Origin of the sequence: Bacillus sp. K2I17 (assembly GCF_002209985.1) — a bacterium.
Lineage (GTDB): Bacteria > Bacillota > Bacilli > Bacillales > Bacillaceae_G > Bacillus_A > Bacillus_A wiedmannii.
In genome coordinates this window covers 1-15,564 of the sequence record NZ_NJGF01000059.1, presented here as the reverse complement: position 1 = coordinate 15,564, position 15,564 = coordinate 1, and the positions used below count along the sequence as shown (strand labels likewise).

Here is a 15,564-nt window from a genome sequence, read left to right as displayed (position 1 = left end):
GCAGTAGAACCACAAGTGGAAGAGAAACCAATGCAGCAAGTAGTGGTAGAATCACGAGTGGAAGAACACCCAGTGCAACAAGTAGTAGTAGAACCACAAGCGGAAGAGAAACCAATGCAGCAAGTAGTGGTGGAATCACAAGTGGAAGAACGTCCAGTGCAACAAGTGGTGGTAGAGCAAGTACAAAAGCCAACTTCAAGTACGGAAGTACAAGAGAAAGCATATGTTGTAAATCAAAGAGAGAACGATATGCGAAATGTATTGCAAACACCACCGACATATGCAATTCCGCCATTAACATTGTTGTCAATTCCGCAGCAGGCAGCTTTAGATAATACGGAATGGTTGGATGAACAGAAAGAATTATTAGATACAACATTTAATAATTTCCACGTTGGTGCACATGTTATTAACGTATCGCAAGGTCCAGCGGTAACTCGTTTTGAAGTACAGCCAGACCCAGGTGTGAAAGTAAATAAAATTACAAACTTAAGTGATGATATTAAACTGAGTTTAGCAGCGAAAGATATTCGTATTGAAGCACCGATTCCAGGGAAGAGTGCGATTGGAATCGAAGTTCCAAATAAAGAAAGTAAGCCAGTATTCCTTCGTGAAATTTTAAGAAGTCCTGTGTTTACAAAGAGCGAATCACCGCTTACAGTTGCGCTAGGACTTGATATTTCAGGCGATCCAATTGTAACGGATATTCGAAAAATGCCACATGGACTTATTGCGGGTGCAACGGGTTCTGGTAAAAGTGTGTGCATTAACGCAATTTTAACGAGCATTTTATATAAAGCGAAACCGCATGAAGTGAAGTTAATGTTAATCGATCCGAAGATGGTTGAGCTTGCACCATACAATTCTGTTCCGCATCTTGTAGCACCTGTTATTACGGATGTAAAAGCAGCGACAGCTGCATTAAAGTGGGCGGTTGAAGAAATGGAGCGTCGTTATGAATTGTTTGCGCACGCTGGTGCTCGTGATTTAACTCGTTATAATACGATTGTAAGTGGGCGAGAAATTCCAGGAGAGACATTACCTTATATCGTTATTGTCATTGACGAGTTAGCCGATTTAATGATGGTAGCACCTGGTGATGTTGAGGAAGCGATTTGTCGTATTGCGCAAAAAGCACGTGCTTGTGGTATTCATTTATTAGTAGCAACGCAGCGTCCGTCTGTAGATGTTATTACAGGTTTAATTAAGTCAAACATTCCAACGCGTATTGCGTTTACTGTATCATCTCAAGTTGATTCGCGTACGATTATTGATATTGGGGGCGCGGAGAAATTACTTGGCCGTGGTGATATGCTATTTTTAGGAAACGGTACGTCTAAACCAGTTCGTGTACAAGGTGTATATGTATCGGATGATGAGATTGAGAAAACAGTTGATCATGTGAGAAAGCAAATGAAGCCGAATTACTTATTTAAGCAAGAGGATTTATTAGCGAAAACAGAACAAGCTGAGTCGGAAGACGAATTGTTCTTTGATGCATGTCAATTTGTTGTAGAACAAGGGGGAGCGTCCACATCTTCTGTACAGCGAAAATTCCGCATCGGTTATAATCGCGCGGCACGTCTCATTGAAGAGATGGAATCGCAAGGGATTATTTCTGAAGGAAGAGGAACGAAACCGAGAGATGTCCTTATTTCTGAGGATGAATTCGCTGCTATGCAGGAAACAAATGTATAGTAAACGGTTTTGCTGTATACTAATAGAAAATGTTGGATAGTAAAGTAGGGAGTAAAGCGACATGAAAGAAATTGAATTAAAATTAAAAGGTGAAATAAATAGACTAACAAATAGAACATTTAAATTTGACGAACGTGTTGGAGAAGGTTGGTTCTCTGCCGTTTACTTTTTAAAGACTAGAGAAATCATTGAAGAATTTCGCCCGAAAAGTGTTGTGACGATGCAATTTTTCCAAAAGGAAAATGCAGTTCTTTGCGGAACAGATGAAGTGATTGCTTTGCTACAAACATTCGCCAAAAATCCTGAGGAACTTGAAATTAACTCTTTAAAAGATGGCGATAATATTAGTCCGTTTGAAACAGTGTTAACAATTCATGGTCCTTATGAAAATTTCGGATTTTTAGAAGGTGTCATTGATGGGATTTTAGCCCGTCGTACATCAGTTGCGACAAACGTATATAACGTTGTCCAAGCTGCGCGTAGCGTAGATAAAGAAAAACCAGTTATTTTCATGGGAGATCGTGACGATCATTATACGCAACAAGCTGGTGACGGTTATGCAGCATACATCGGGGGTATGAGCGCACAAGCGACGCATGCGATGAATGAATGGTGGGGTAGAAGTGGTATGGGGACAATGCCTCACGCATTAATTCAAATGTTTAATGGTGATGTTGTGGAAGCGGCAAAAGCATATCATAAGAAATTCCCAGAAGATGAATTAGTTGTATTAATTGATTACAATAATGATGTCATTACAGATGCACTTCGCGTAGCGCGTGAATTTGGATCAACATTAAAAGGTGTACGTGTAGATACGTCGCGCACGATGATTGATCAATACTTCATTCGCCACCCAGAAGTACTTGGAACATTCGATCCACGTGGTGTAAACCCATCGCTTGTATTCGCACTTCGTAAAGCACTTGATGAAGAAGGATTCCAGCATGTAGACATCGTTGTAACTGGTGGATTTGATGAGAAGCGTATTCGTGAATTTGAAGCTCAAAACGTACCTGTTGATATATACGGAGTAGGAAGTAGCTTATTAAAAATGAATATTGGCTTTACTGGTGATAACGTAGAATTAAATGGAAAACCAGAAGCGAAAGCTGGTCGTAAATATCGTCCAAACCCACGTCTAGAGCGTGTTCAATTAGAAAAAAGAGAAGATATGTAATAGAGAGAAAAACTGATAGGTGATTGACCCTATCAGTTTTTCTGTTATCATAGTATAGCGGCTTCTTTTTTGCTATAATGGATTTGTTATGGACATAAAAAAGAAGTACGTACGAGTTTATCCTGATAAGTGAAGGGAAAGAATAACTTCACTACATCAAAAATGTATGATGATTACCAAAATAAGAAAAGATTCATATACTGTCTTATAGATAGGCCGTTGTATTAGTTCGAAATGTTGGAGGTTCTTTAAGATGACAGTTTACCATTTTGTAGGAATTAAAGGAACAGGAATGAGTTCATTAGCTCAAATTCTTCATGACATGAAGCATACTGTTCAAGGGTCTGATTATGAAAAGCGTTTCTTTACACAAACAGCGTTGGAAAAGCGTAATATCTCGATCCTTCCTTTTGATAAAAATAATGTAAAAGAAGGACAAGTGATTATTGCAGGAAATGCATTTCCTGATACGCATGAAGAAATTGTAGCAGCAAAAGAATTAAACATCCCAGTACATCGTTACCATCACTTCTTAGGTGATCTTATGAACCAATACACAAGTGTTGCTGTAACTGGTGCACATGGAAAAACATCAACAACTGGTTTGTTAGCCCATGTAATGCAAGGTGCACACCCTACATCTTACCTCATTGGAGATGGAACAGGGCATGGGGTAGAAAATAGTAAGTATTTTGTATTTGAAGCTTGTGAGTATCGTCGTCATTTCTTGTCTTACAATCCAGACTATGCAATTATGACAAACATTGATTTTGATCATCCAGATTATTTCTCAGATATCAATGATGTATTCAATGCATTCCAAGAGATGGCATTGCAAGTGAAAAAAGGTATTATTGCATGTGGGGATGATGAAGAACTTCAAAAAATTCAAGCGAAAGTACCTGTTATTTTCTATGGATTTGGAGAAGATAATGATTTCCAAGCACGTAACATTCAAAAGAGAACAGATGGTACTATTTTCGATGTATTCGTTCGTAATACGTACTATGACACGTTCAAAATTACAGGATACGGCAACCACAGCGTATTAAATGCATTAGCAGTAATCGCGCTTTGCCATTATGAAAACGTTGATGTAGAAGCAGTTAAGCATCAGTTAACAACTTTTGAAGGCGTAAAACGTCGCTTTAATGAAAAGCCAATGGGAGAGCAAGTTATTATCGATGACTACGCACACCATCCGACAGAAATTAATGCAACGATTGAAGCAGCTCGTCAAAAACATCCAGAGCGTGAAGTTGTCGCTGTATTCCAGCCGCATACATTCTCACGTACAGAAAAGTTCTTAGATGAGTTCGCTGAAAGCTTAAGCAAAGCTGACCAAGTATACTTATGTGATATTTTCGGATCAGCGCGCGAAAACAAAGGTGAATTAACAATCGAAGATCTGCAAAAGCGTATTGACGGTGCAGAACTAATTACAGATACAACAACGGATGTATTAAAGAAACATAAAAACGGCGTTCTAATTTTCATGGGCGCAGGAGACATCCAAAAATTCGAAGCAGCTTACGTAAAAGAAGTTCAAGTTGCAGAGAAGTAATAGAAAAGACGCATAGCTGTGGCTGTGCGTCTTTTTTTGTTGTGTTCGATATATTTTAAAAAGCGTTAATCTGTTGATATTGTTTATTCTTTTTGTATAGTTGTTTTAATAAAAAGATATATAGTGAACTAAAAAGTACATATCCGATTAAATAATAGAATGAAAATATATCGAATTGTTTTGTTATCATAATTCGAATCGCGAAGAATGCAAACGGAAGTGCAATTAAAACGCTAGTACTAAAGGAAATCATTGTTTTTAAAAATTTTAATTGCTTTGTATTCCAATGGTTTTCTCTACAGATGAACCAAATATTGCTTACGATAAAGGCTAATAAAAATGGTAAATTAGCTGAAATATTTATAAAGCCAAGTGCGATAGGTACTGATAAAGCAACGAGTGGAGCAACAGATAGCCCTGTAAAGTATTTAATAAATGTATTTGTAGATTGCTGTGCATCTTGAATAACGTCTGTATATTCTCCGGCAATTTCCTTTGCTAATTCTTTTGGAGGAAGAAATTCTTCAATCACTTGTGAAGGGATGATTTCTAATGGCATCCCTTCACTTTCTTTACTTAATGCATTTTCATATAAATCCGATTTGATCTCTAGCACATGTTGTTCTCTTGCTGACGTAGGTAGGTTCATTAAACCTTTATGAAGATCGTGTAAGAAAGAAGTAATGAGTTCATTTGAAAAGAATTGTTCTTTATTCATTTTTTATCCTCTCCTTTAGCTAGTAACATTAGAGCATGATACACTGCATCATAATCATGTAAGCGACTATTTAAAATTTCTCTCCCTTCGTCTGTAATTCGATAGTATTTTCTTTTTGGGCCATCACCGGACTCTTCCCAATAGGAAATAGCCCAATTGTTTTTCGTGATTCGATTTAATATGGGGTAAATCGAACCGTTTGGGATATGAAACACAGGGATATCTTGTAATGCACTTGTAATTTCGTATCCGTACATAGGTTGTTTACTTATTAAAGACAAAATAGCGAGATCAAAAACACCTTTACGTAATTGAATTATAAAATTATCATTTTTTTTCATATTTTAACTATATATGACTCATATCTAGATACCAATCATATATAGTGGGTGTTCATATATATAATTTAAAATAAAGTGTGAATATTTAACAATTTATATCTGTAAGTGTTAGAATAATAAGAAAACTAAAAGGGAGCTAAAAAACATGTTCACACTTCGAGTAGACGATGAAATCGAATTACAGTTATTAGAGAAGCATCATAAAGAGGAACTATATCAATTAATAGACCAAAACCGTAATCATTTACGAAGATGGCTTCCTTGGGTAGATGGGATGAAATCAGCTGGTGCGTATGATGAGATTTGTCCGATGTGGTTAAAGAAGTTTGCAGAGGGAGACGGTTTTGAAAGTGGCATACGTTATAAAGGAAAGCTCGTTGGGATGGTAGGCATTCATCCGGTAAGTTGGGGGAAGAAAGCGGCCAGTCTCGGATATTACCTGGCAGAAGATGCTGGCGGGAAAGGTATTATGACGCGTAGCGTGAAGGCTGTACTTCAATATGCATTTGAGAATTTAAAATTAAATAAAGTGGAAATTAGATGCGGTGTTGAAAATGTGAAAAGCCGCGCTATTCCAGAGCGTTTAGGTTTTAAGTTAGATGGTATTTTAAGAGATGATGAATGGCTATATGATCATTTTCACGATATCGCTGTATATAGTTTACTAGCTTCAGAGTGGAAGGAGATTCGATGAACGAGAAGATACGCATTATTCCGTATGAAAGTACGTTTCAAGATGAAGTAGTAGATCTTATCGTGCATATTCAGCAAAAAGAGTACAATGTCCCCATTACGAAAGAAGAGCAGCCAGACCTGCTTGAAATAGAAACATTTTATCAAAGGAATCATGGAAACTTTTGGGTAGCAACTTATGATGATAAAGTAGTTGGAACAGTAGCTTTATTAGATATTGAGAATCAGCAAGTAGCGCTAAGAAAAATGTTCGTAAAAAAAGAATTTCGCGGAAAAGAATGGGGCGCATCACATAAGTTGCTCCAAACAGCAATTTCGTGGGCTGAGAATAAAAAGCTGAAAGATATTTACTTAGGAACGACAGTGAAATTTTTAGCAGCACATCGCTTTTATGAAAAGAATGGTTTTCAAAGTGTGGATATAGAAGATTTGCCAAAAAGTTTTCCAGTGTTACAGGTGGATAAGAAATTCTATAGATATATTGTTTAAGAAGGTCATGTAGAAATGGCCTTTTTTTATGAACTAAAATGGAAAAAGTGGTATAATTTGGGGTAGGGGGTGCGTGTATGAACATTCCGATTCAAAGAAGTAAATCGGTAGTAATTTTCGTTTGTCTCACGTTAGTTTTTATGTTCGTATATCCACTTGTCATGATTATCTCAAATAAAGAGCAGTGGATGTCAGCGTTAATTGGAATGGGTTTATGTTTCCTTGTAAATGTACCACTCGTTTGGGAAGTATTTATTAAAAAGCACAAAGTAGAAAATGGGGTATTAAAGTACGGTATTTTAAATGACGATATCGTATTGAAAGAGATACGAATCATTCGTCAAGTTGGGAAATCCCTTGAAATTACGACGAATACATACAAAGTACATATGGTTGCGATGCCGCAACATATGGAGCAGTTTTTATCGCTTGTAGAAAAAGAGAGTCCACATGTGAAAATAGAAATGGTAGGTAATAAATGAAAAACGCTCGGAGAAAATTCCGAGCGTTTTTATTTATTATTTTAAGTTCTCTGGATTTAAAGCTTCTAGTTCAGATACAACGAAGCGTCCGTCTTTACGGATTAGTACGTCGTCGAAGTAAATTTCGCCGCCGCCGTATTCAGGGCGTTGGATGCATACTAGATCCCAGTGAATGTTCGAGTTGTTACCGTTCCATGCATCTTCGTAAGCTTGTCCAGGTGTAAAGTGGAAGCTGCCATCGATTTTTTCATCGAATAGGATGTCTCCCATTGGATGTAAGATGTATGGGTTTACGCCAATTGCGAACTCACCAACGAAGCGTGCGCCTTCGTCTGTATCGAAGATTTTGTTAATGCGCTCTGTATCGTTTGCAGTTGCTTCAACGATTTGACCGTTCTCAAATTTAAGTTGTACATTTTCAAATGTATAACCGTTGTAAGGAGATGGTGTGTTGTAAGAAACTGTACCATTAACAGAATCGCGAACTGGTGCAGAGTATACTTCACCGTCTGGAATGTTTAAATGACCTGAACATTTAATAGCTGGAATATCTTTAATAGAGAATGTTAAGTCAGTTCCAGGGCCAGTTAGGCGAACTTTATCAGTTTTATTCATTAATGTAACAAGGCTATCCATCGCCTTATCCATTTTACCGTAGTCTAAGTTACAAACTTCGAAGTAGAAGTCTTCGAAAGCTTCTGTGCTCATTTTAGCAAGCTGCGCCATAGAAGCATTTGGGTAGCGAAGAACAACCCAGCGCGTTTTCGGAACGCGGATGTCTCTATGAACTTTCTTACCAACTGTTTGACCGTGAATTTGCATTCTTTCACTTGGCACGTCAGCTTGTTCGTTAATGTTATCGCCAGAGCGAAGACCGATATAAGCGTCCATATCTTTCATTACGCTTGCTTCATATGCAGCGATTTGTTCAAAATGTTCTTCAGTAGCACCCATTAATAAAGAGCGATCTACTTGATGATCTTTTAAAGAAACGAATGGGAAACCACCAGCTGCATATGCTTCTTTTACAAGTGCAGTTACAAGTTCTTTTTGTAAGCCAAAGTTTTCAATTAATACTTTTTCGCCTTTTTGTAAGCGGATAGAGTAGTTAATTAAATTGTATGCTAACTTTTCAATGCGTGGATCTTTCATATGTAAAGCCTCCCTACTAATTATGTATCCTCTCCTATTGTAACCTACTTAGTGGAATTTGTTGAATCATTTATGTTAAAGTTAACGAATAAGTATGAAAATTCTAATGAAAAGATAGGGATTAGAACGAAACGGAAAATGATTGTATAATAGGGGAAAGTATGAAAAAGATAAAGGAAGTGATGAAATGCAAGTTCTTTTATATGTAAGTGCGGCTATTATCGCGGTTGCTTTCGCTGTATTAGTAGTATATGTATGCAGAACGTTGTTATCGGTTCAAAAGACGTTAGAAAACGTTGCAAGCACGTTAGAAGGTTTAGAAAAGCAAATGCAAGGGATTAGCGTAGAGACGGAGCAATTATTACATAAAACAAATGCGTTAGCTGATGACATTCAACAGAAGTCACAATCATTAAATAAAGTAGTATCGGGTGTAGATGGAATTGGAACGACAATCCATTCTTTAAATACGAAACTTCGTAATGTATCAGATTCTGTTACGGACGAAATTGAAAATAATGCCGATAAAGTAGCGCAAGTTGTACAGTGGAGTAGCGCAGCAATTGAAGTATACAATCATTATCGTGCGACAAGACAAGAGAAAAAGGTTGAAAAAGAAGAGCGTAAATTAGAAAGACTTGAGAAAAAAGCTGAAAAGAAAGAAAAGCGCTCTAGACTTCGTATGAGAGGTGAATCGTGATGAATATGACAAAAATTGAAGCAATTGAAGAACTTGAAGTATTAGTAGAAAAAAACGAGCCTTATGTTCTTTTTAAACATAGTACGACATGCCCGATTAGTCACGGTGCATATACAGAATTTCAAGCGTATTGTAGTGAAGAAAGAGCAGTACCAGCGTATTACTTATACGTACAAGATGCGAGAGATGTTTCGAATCGTGTTGCAGAACAGTACAGCATTAAACATGAATCTCCGCAAGTGTTATACATAAAAGATGGGATGGTAGTATGGAATACGTCTCATTGGAACATTAAAAAAGACGCTTTAGAAGAGAATATTAAGTAAAAAGAAGCAAGCGAAAGGTGCTTGCTTCTTTTTTTTGTTTTTGTTGAAATATATTTAATGGTACACTGTTATTAGTTCAAATTAAATAATTAGATTGTTGAAAGTAGGTTTTAAGTAATGAAGAAAATGGCATTATCCTTCGCGGTCGTAAGTTTATTACTAGGAGCTTGTAGTAATGATACGATTAGTAAGAAGGATGAAGTTATACAGAAGGATACGAAAGAAAAAAGCATGATTCCGAGAACTGCTGTTTCTAAAGATTATTATAGAACTGTAATTCCTTTAAAAGAACAAAAGGTTATCAATACAGCTAATATAACAACAAATTCTAAATTAGATTTAGCAGAGTATGAAAATGGTTTAATGAATATTGCAAAAGAGCAATTTGATACAGAAAATCATGTACTACAATTAAATCAGTATATTCCGGAGAAGTTAGTTGATGAACTAGTCGCAAAAGTAAAAGCACCCGTTTTGACAAATATTATAGAACAAGACTATTTCGGGAAGCAGAATTCAAATGAATTAAGTTTATCTGGCGTTGTGATCGGGTTAGCCATGTCTTCAAGTGTATCGAATGAAGAAGCTATGTCTAAGGGTACTGAAGTTGCCAAGCAACTTATTGAAGCGATTAATAAAAATGACAAGTATAATAAGTCTCCAATTACGTTTGCTATCTTTAAGCAAGAAAGTACAAGTTCTTTAAAAAATGGGACGTATATTGCTAGTGCTACCGTTCAAAAGAATGATACGAACCTTGGAAATTGGAGTACGATCGATGAACAAGCATATTCATATCCTTCTGATGAATTTAAACAAGCACATGGAGAAGATAATACAAAAATAACTGAATTTGCTGATGCGATGAAAGGTTTTTCTCCGGCAGATTTTATCCCAGTAAATGCTAAAGTTTCTTACAAGAAAAATCAGATGGATACATTAAATATGAATATCGTTATTAAATATAACGGTAAAACAGAATTAATGGCTCTTACTCAAATGGCTGCTCAAAGTATGTTAGAAAAATTACCTAAAGATGCGAAAGTACAATTGCAGATAAAGTCCGAGAGTAAAATTGAGGCAATTATTATAAAAGAGAAAAACAGCGAAAAACCGTTTGTTTCCTTCTTATAAAAAAAGACAGTGTTTAAACTGTCTTTTTTTATTGTAAGTGAAAAGGTACGATGGGAAGGAGCGCCGCGTAATACGCTTCCTATATCCGCTGCGCCGATTTTAAAGAAAGCAACACATTTACCTGTCGTTGCCGATATAACGCATTCTACAGGGTGATGTGACCTTCTATTGCCAGCCCAGATCCAGCGCGCATCAAATGAATATCATTGTCGGTTTCTGTCGGTAAGTCGATATATATAAATCGCCGATATAAATTTCATTTACTAACGTACGGTTTAATATACAGTTTGTACTCATGGGATATCTATTTTTTTACAAAAAATGCCCTTTTTTTCATAAAAAATACGAAAATACGAGAAAAGAAGCGAATTTTTTCGAAACTTTTGCGGGAAAATATTGTATGAGCCTGCGTTTTTATCGTATCATTAGTAAAAGGAAGAACTCGGGACGATTGGTGGCATCTGCAAATAGAGTTGATGTCTTTTTTTCATTCAAGTAACCGATACATAAAAATAGATAACAAAAATAGAAGGAGTGTGCGATGAGATGAACGTAACAATTTATGATGTAGCGCGTGAAGCAAACGTTTCAATGGCTACCGTATCTCGTGTAGTGAACGGTAATCCAAATGTAAAGCCTACAACAAGAAAGAAAGTATTAGAAGCGATTGATCGTTTAGGGTACCGCCCAAATGCGGTAGCACGTGGACTAGCAAGTAAGAAGACAACTACAGTAGGTGTTATTATTCCTGATATCTCAAATACGTTTTATGCAGAACTTGCTCGTGGAATTGAAGATATCGCAACAATGTACAAATATAACATCATTTTAAGTAACTCTGACCAAAACAAAGAGAAAGAGTTCCATTTATTAAATACGATGCTTGGAAAACAAGTGGACGGAATTGTTTTCATGGGTGAAGATATTACAGACATTCACATTGAAGAATTCAAAAAGTCTCCAGTACCAATCGTATTAGCAGCGTCATTTGATGAGCAAAATGAAACGCCATCAGTAAATATTGATTATACGCAAGCAGCTTACGACGCAATGAAGCACTTTATTGAGCAAGGGCATACGCGTATCGGTTTCGTCTCTGGTCCTTTCATTAATAAAGCGGGAAGCGCGAAGAAGTTACAAGGTTATAAAAAAGCTTTAGAAGAAGCAGGTATTTCATATGATGAAAATCTTATAATCGATGGAGATTACACATATGATTCAGGTATCGAAGCATTCGAAAAGCTTTGGAGCAGTGATGAAAAGCCAACAGCAATCTTCGTATCTTCTGACGAAATGGCACTAGGTGTAATCCATGCAGCACAAGACGCTGGATTAAACGTACCAACTGATGTAGAAGTACTTGGTTTCGATAATACACGCCTTGCATTAATGGTTCGTCCGCAACTTTCAACAGTTGTACAACCAATGTATGATATCGGTGCAGTAGCAATGCGTCTATTAACAAAGTATATGAACAAAGAAAAAGTGGAAGATCACACTGTTATCTTACCTCACCGTATCCAATTTAGAGATTCAACGAAATAAGTATAAAAAAGCTCACAGCAATTGCTGTGAGCTTTTATTCGTATTCAGGGTAGTATGTTTTAACTATTGTATCTACCGTTTCATTTTTTTTAACGTGTAAAAATCTTGCGTACAACTCTGTTCCTGTTTCAAATGAAGTATCATTTAATTCAAATACATGTAACACTTTTCGAAACTTCCATGTGACTTGTTCACCGTACACATTATCGTACGATTCTTCAGAGTGTATAGCTATTTTTTTGCCTAATTCGTGAGCTTCCTCTAGGTCGTTTGCTTTAACGAGGATAATACTTTCTTCAAAAAGTTTATCGTGATTTTCTTCATAATGCTCATCCACTTTCGTAGGATGAGGCTCACCAGAATGAACAGATTCAAATAATAATTTTACAGCGTACATATTATGCTGCATGTTTCACCTTATAAATAATACTTGCGACAAGCGAAGCAGGTATTGTAAATACGTTGCTTTGATAATGATAGTGTATTTGGGATTCTTCATAAGACATGTTGTCATATAGTTCGTTTTGTGACACGTTCATTTTTTTCTGTTTTTTCTTTAATATCTTAATATAGTTGTACTGTATTGGGACGAGAATGATGAAATAGGCTAATACGATTAGTGAAATCCAAATCATTATGAACACTCCCTTGTAAAGAATATTTATATATGGTAATTATATCGATTTATATAAAAAATATCCATTTTTTTGGTGGTCAATTTTCTTTCCAAAATGCAAAAAGTTCTTCAGGACTTCGTAAATTATGTTCCAGGCATGTTTGTGTGCAGTGCGCTTAAAACTTTGTATTAACTGTTCTAACCTAGAAGGATTATATTGTTTTACATTGCCAGCAATAATAATTTCATCTTTGTCTAAGTTAAGTGATAATTTTAGTAAAGTTATATTTGTTTCTAATTGTACAACTTAGACATAAAAAAAACTTTGTGTCTAAGTCGATTGTAATATAATCGAATCGCTCTACCTGTTTAAAATATCCTACAATATCATCTTCCAATTGAAATCCTCCCGAGTATATGGCCTATTGGTGACTTCGCTACAAAATGGTATTGTTCCTTGTTATATGTCACATAAGTGCAAATTTAACTATTATAGGGCAATGTCATGTATAATAGAAAGAAAAGGCTTGTGAGGGGGGAGAAGAGATGATCGTTCTTTGGATAATTACGCTTTGTATGACTGCTATTTTTGCATATATGACGTTAAAACAAAATGGCTTAAAGCGATTTGTTCCAGGAAGTATTCTTGCAGGAATTGCCCTTATCACGTATGTAATTTCTATTTTTATTGAAAGTGTATCAGTGGACATGAGCACAAGTTTAATGTTCATGGGTATTACACTATTTGCAGGTAGTATTATGGTACTTATGGTTGCAGGTATTATTTTATTTATTCATATGAATTCGGAAACGTTATAGAATATAGAAAAGGCATGTCCCGAGGGGCATGCCTTTTTATCCGTTCAATTATGCTCTATCTTTAGAAGAATTTTGTTGTTTTAATAAGTCGCGAATTTCGCTAAGAAGAACTTCTTCTTTTGTTGGTTCTGGAATTTCTTCTGTCTTTTCTTCTTCTTCTCTTTTAGATGTTAGTTTGTTGAACACTTTAACGAACATAAAGATAGAAGCTGCAATAATTAAGAAATCAAAAATAGTTTGGATGAAGTTACCATACATAACAGCAGATTTACCATATCCAAAATGTAAATCTGTAAAGTTAACGCCACCTAATACCATACCAAGTAATGGTGTGATAATATCTTTTACTAAAGAACTAACGATTTTACCAAATGCAGCACCGATTACAACCCCGACAGCTAAATCGATTACATTCCCTTTGAATGCGAATTTTTTAAACTCGTTCCACATGTGTTAATCCCATCCTTTCCACGATTCAATATGAAATTTATAATTCCTATCAACATATTCTATAGAAATTTGTGAGAGAAATAAAGAGGAAATGGGAATGAAAGTAAATTCTGAAAAATGTATCCGTTTTAATTTTTGTTTACATTCTCCAGTAGAGATTGCAGCAGCTGCTGCGTTTTTAATCCTTCTAATCCATCTACAACAGGCTTTGTATCTCCTTGTACACATTCAATAAAATGATGAACAGCATCTTCAAAACCACGTTGTTTTAACGTCGTATCCCATGATGGTGAACCAATCTGAGAAACTGCATTTTCCTGCTCAACTTCAAATGTGTTCATATTTTTTACGCGAATGATTTTACCTGTCGTTACAAGTTCAATTTGTTCTAAATTTGTACCGGCGTGGCGATGCATTGCGGTAGAAAGTAACAGTCCACTTGGCGTTGTATATGTGTGATGTCCGTAAAGAAGTTCATTCTTTTCATTTATTTGCATCATATTATGAACGACGTTAAGATCATCATTAGCTAACCAGCGAGCAGTATCTACAATATGTAAGTAATCATCTAACATAGTAAAGTCGTACGTATATGGCCCCACTTTATTTGTGCGGTGTTTTTCAATTCGAACCCATGAAATATTATGAGCTTGCTCTTTTGCAGCAACATACATAGGAACGAATCGGCGATTAAATCCGACCATTAACTTTCTGTTATGCTTTTCGCTCAACTCGACTAGTTGCTCAGCTTGTTCCACTGTAGCTGCTAGCGGCTTATCAACATAAACGTCAATTCCTTTTTTCAGAAGTTCAGAAACGATTTCATAATGTGTAGCAGTTGAACTATGGACGAAGATTGCATCACATTCTGAAGCCAACGTTTCAATAGAATGAAAGTCTTGAATGCGGTATTGGTGGCAAACTTGTTTCCTTTTCTCCGCGTTAGGTGTAAACGCCCCTACAAAATTCCAATCTGTTTCTTTTGTAAGTGTTGGAAGATAGGCCTTTTGCGCAATACCTCCAAGTCCAATCATCCCAATTTTAGGTTTATTCATGTTTATTCCCACCGATACGATAAACTTAACTAAATCTATACAATTCAATCAAATTTACACAAGTTAGTGCTTCATCGTGTTCTCGCAGCCCCAAAGGGACGAGGGGTATAACACTCCACACGAGGCAGTATCGTTACCTCCTATTATCAAGCATTTATTTTACCCATCTTGATAAATTTATCGACGCATTTACATCCCTATCGTGATGGCTATTGCACCCAACACAACACCACTCACGTATTTTTAAACTCCACTGTCCTTCCGGTTGAACTGAATGGTTGTATTTTACTCCGCAACATGAACAAATCTTGCTTGAGGCGAACCATTTATCAGCTTTTACATACGCAATGCCGTACTTCTCGCACTTGTATGACAAACATTGAAAGAAGAAGTTTAATTTTTGAGAGGAAAGTGCCTTCGATAGTTTTTTGTTTTTTAACAGGTTTGAGATAGGTAAGTCTTCCACAACAATTCTCCTTGGTTTGGTTTTCACCAATTTAGCTGTTGCTTGATGGATATGGTTATTTCGGATATTCGTAATTTTCCTAGATAACCGCAGGTGCTCAGTTTTAGCTTTTTCATATCCGGCAGATTGAATTTTT

General features: G+C 36.2%; 19 protein-coding genes and 1 pseudogene. 11 read left to right on the top strand and 9 right to left on the bottom strand.

Features of this window, described 5'->3' with window-relative positions:
- From CER22_RS28965 to murC, 3 genes are all read left to right on the top strand, one after another.
- The coding region (locus CER22_RS28965; protein WP_088610264.1) for a DNA translocase FtsK at nucleotides 1–1,698 on the top strand (1,698 nt) is incomplete at its 5' end.
- A gap of 61 nt (nucleotides 1,699–1,759) precedes the next feature.
- A complete protein-coding gene (locus CER22_RS28960) occupies nucleotides 1,760–2,878 on the top strand; it encodes a nicotinate phosphoribosyltransferase (protein WP_000658380.1) in 1,119 nt (372 codons plus the stop codon).
- A 253-nt stretch (nucleotides 2,879–3,131) separates the two neighbouring features.
- Entirely contained in the window at nucleotides 3,132–4,442 is a 1,311-nt protein-coding gene (murC, locus tag CER22_RS28955; protein ID WP_000219461.1) for a UDP-N-acetylmuramate--L-alanine ligase, read from the top strand.
- 55 nt (nucleotides 4,443–4,497) lie between these two features.
- On the opposite strand, the gene CER22_RS28950 is transcribed toward murC, so the two are convergent.
- Both CER22_RS28950 and CER22_RS28945 read right to left on the bottom strand, forming a co-directional pair.
- Entirely contained in the window at nucleotides 4,498–5,160 is a 663-nt protein-coding gene (locus tag CER22_RS28950; RefSeq protein WP_088610263.1) for an HAAS signaling domain-containing protein, read from the bottom strand.
- Nucleotides 5,157–5,501, bottom strand: a complete 345-nt coding sequence (locus tag CER22_RS28945; RefSeq protein WP_088610262.1) for a PadR family transcriptional regulator — start codon at nucleotides 5,499–5,501, stop codon at nucleotides 5,157–5,159. The genes CER22_RS28950 and CER22_RS28945 overlap by 4 nt, the downstream gene beginning before the upstream one ends.
- Nucleotides 5,502–5,646: 145 nt before the next feature.
- On the opposite strand from CER22_RS28945, the gene CER22_RS28940 reads away from it, so the two are divergent.
- The 3 genes from CER22_RS28940 to CER22_RS28930 all read left to right on the top strand — a co-directional run bounded on the left by CER22_RS28940 (nucleotide 5,647) and on the right by CER22_RS28930 (nucleotide 7,165).
- Nucleotides 5,647–6,195 (top strand): GNAT family N-acetyltransferase, encoded by a 549-nt coding sequence (locus tag CER22_RS28940; RefSeq protein ID WP_088610261.1) that lies wholly within the window; start codon nucleotides 5,647–5,649, stop codon nucleotides 6,193–6,195.
- A complete protein-coding gene (locus CER22_RS28935) occupies nucleotides 6,192–6,683 on the top strand; it encodes a GNAT family N-acetyltransferase (RefSeq protein ID WP_088064589.1) in 492 nt (163 codons plus the stop codon). Before CER22_RS28940 ends, CER22_RS28935 begins: the two co-directional genes overlap by 4 nt.
- A 77-nt stretch (nucleotides 6,684–6,760) precedes the next feature.
- Nucleotides 6,761–7,165 (top strand): PH domain-containing protein, encoded by a 405-nt coding sequence (locus CER22_RS28930; RefSeq protein WP_088610260.1) that lies wholly within the window; start codon nucleotides 6,761–6,763, stop codon nucleotides 7,163–7,165.
- A 36-nt stretch (nucleotides 7,166–7,201) separates the two neighbouring features.
- Here CER22_RS28930 and CER22_RS28925 read toward each other — a convergent pair whose 3' ends face one another.
- Nucleotides 7,202–8,317, bottom strand: a complete 1,116-nt coding sequence (locus tag CER22_RS28925; protein WP_046956172.1) for an aminopeptidase — start codon at nucleotides 8,315–8,317, stop codon at nucleotides 7,202–7,204.
- Between the two features lie 187 nt (nucleotides 8,318–8,504).
- Between CER22_RS28925 and CER22_RS28920 the strand changes: the two genes are divergently transcribed.
- The 4 genes from CER22_RS28920 (at nucleotide 8,505) to ccpA (ending at nucleotide 12,022) form a co-directional block, all read left to right on the top strand.
- A complete protein-coding gene (locus CER22_RS28920) occupies nucleotides 8,505–9,017 on the top strand; it encodes a DUF948 domain-containing protein (RefSeq protein ID WP_001197725.1) in 513 nt (170 codons plus the stop codon).
- Nucleotides 9,017–9,343, top strand: a complete 327-nt coding sequence (gene ytxJ, locus CER22_RS28915) for a bacillithiol system redox-active protein YtxJ (protein ID WP_046956174.1) — start codon at nucleotides 9,017–9,019, stop codon at nucleotides 9,341–9,343. The genes CER22_RS28920 and ytxJ overlap by 1 nt, the downstream gene beginning before the upstream one ends.
- 117 nt (nucleotides 9,344–9,460) lie before the next feature.
- Entirely contained in the window at nucleotides 9,461–10,477 is a 1,017-nt protein-coding gene (locus tag CER22_RS28910) for a CamS family sex pheromone protein (RefSeq protein WP_088610259.1), read from the top strand.
- 546 nt (nucleotides 10,478–11,023) lie between these two features.
- The gene (gene ccpA / locus CER22_RS28900; protein ID WP_001103309.1) at nucleotides 11,024–12,022 is read left to right on the top strand and encodes a catabolite control protein A; all 999 of its coding nucleotides are present in this window, start codon (nucleotides 11,024–11,026) and stop codon (nucleotides 12,020–12,022) included.
- Nucleotides 12,023–12,056: 34 nt separating this feature from the next.
- Here ccpA and CER22_RS28895 read toward each other — a convergent pair whose 3' ends face one another.
- From CER22_RS28895 to dhp61, 3 genes and pseudogenes are all read right to left on the bottom strand, one after another.
- A complete protein-coding gene (locus tag CER22_RS28895; RefSeq protein ID WP_137012498.1) occupies nucleotides 12,057–12,419 on the bottom strand; it encodes a DUF4288 domain-containing protein in 363 nt (120 codons plus the stop codon).
- Nucleotide 12,420: 1 nt separating this feature from the next.
- Complete coding sequence (locus tag CER22_RS28890; RefSeq protein WP_088064585.1) at nucleotides 12,421–12,657, bottom strand: DUF3949 domain-containing protein; 237 nt, start codon at nucleotides 12,655–12,657, stop codon at nucleotides 12,421–12,423.
- 79 nt (nucleotides 12,658–12,736) lie between these two features.
- Nucleotides 12,737–13,036 (bottom strand): annotated as a pseudogene (gene dhp61 / locus CER22_RS28885) (protein Dhp61).
- A 148-nt stretch (nucleotides 13,037–13,184) separates the two neighbouring features.
- On the opposite strand from dhp61, the gene CER22_RS28880 reads away from it, so the two are divergent.
- Nucleotides 13,185–13,457 carry a DUF3917 domain-containing protein gene (locus tag CER22_RS28880; protein ID WP_000636592.1) on the top strand — a complete coding sequence of 91 codons (273 nt, stop codon included), beginning with the start codon at nucleotides 13,185–13,187 and terminating at the stop codon, nucleotides 13,455–13,457.
- 48 nt (nucleotides 13,458–13,505) lie between these two features.
- Here CER22_RS28880 and mscL read toward each other — a convergent pair whose 3' ends face one another.
- The 3 genes from mscL to CER22_RS28865 form a co-directional block, all read right to left on the bottom strand.
- Nucleotides 13,506–13,907: a large conductance mechanosensitive channel protein MscL gene (mscL, locus tag CER22_RS28875; RefSeq protein WP_000267007.1), complete on the bottom strand. Its 402-nt coding sequence runs from the start codon at nucleotides 13,905–13,907 to the stop codon at nucleotides 13,506–13,508.
- A gap of 128 nt (nucleotides 13,908–14,035) precedes the next feature.
- On the bottom strand, nucleotides 14,036–14,962 hold the full coding sequence (locus CER22_RS28870; protein WP_088610258.1) for a Gfo/Idh/MocA family protein: 927 nt from the start codon (nucleotides 14,960–14,962) through the stop codon (nucleotides 14,036–14,038).
- Between the two features lie 154 nt (nucleotides 14,963–15,116).
- Nucleotides 15,117–15,564 (bottom strand): RNA-guided endonuclease InsQ/TnpB family protein (locus tag CER22_RS28865; RefSeq protein WP_142293593.1); only part of this gene is annotated, 448 nt, incomplete at its 5' end.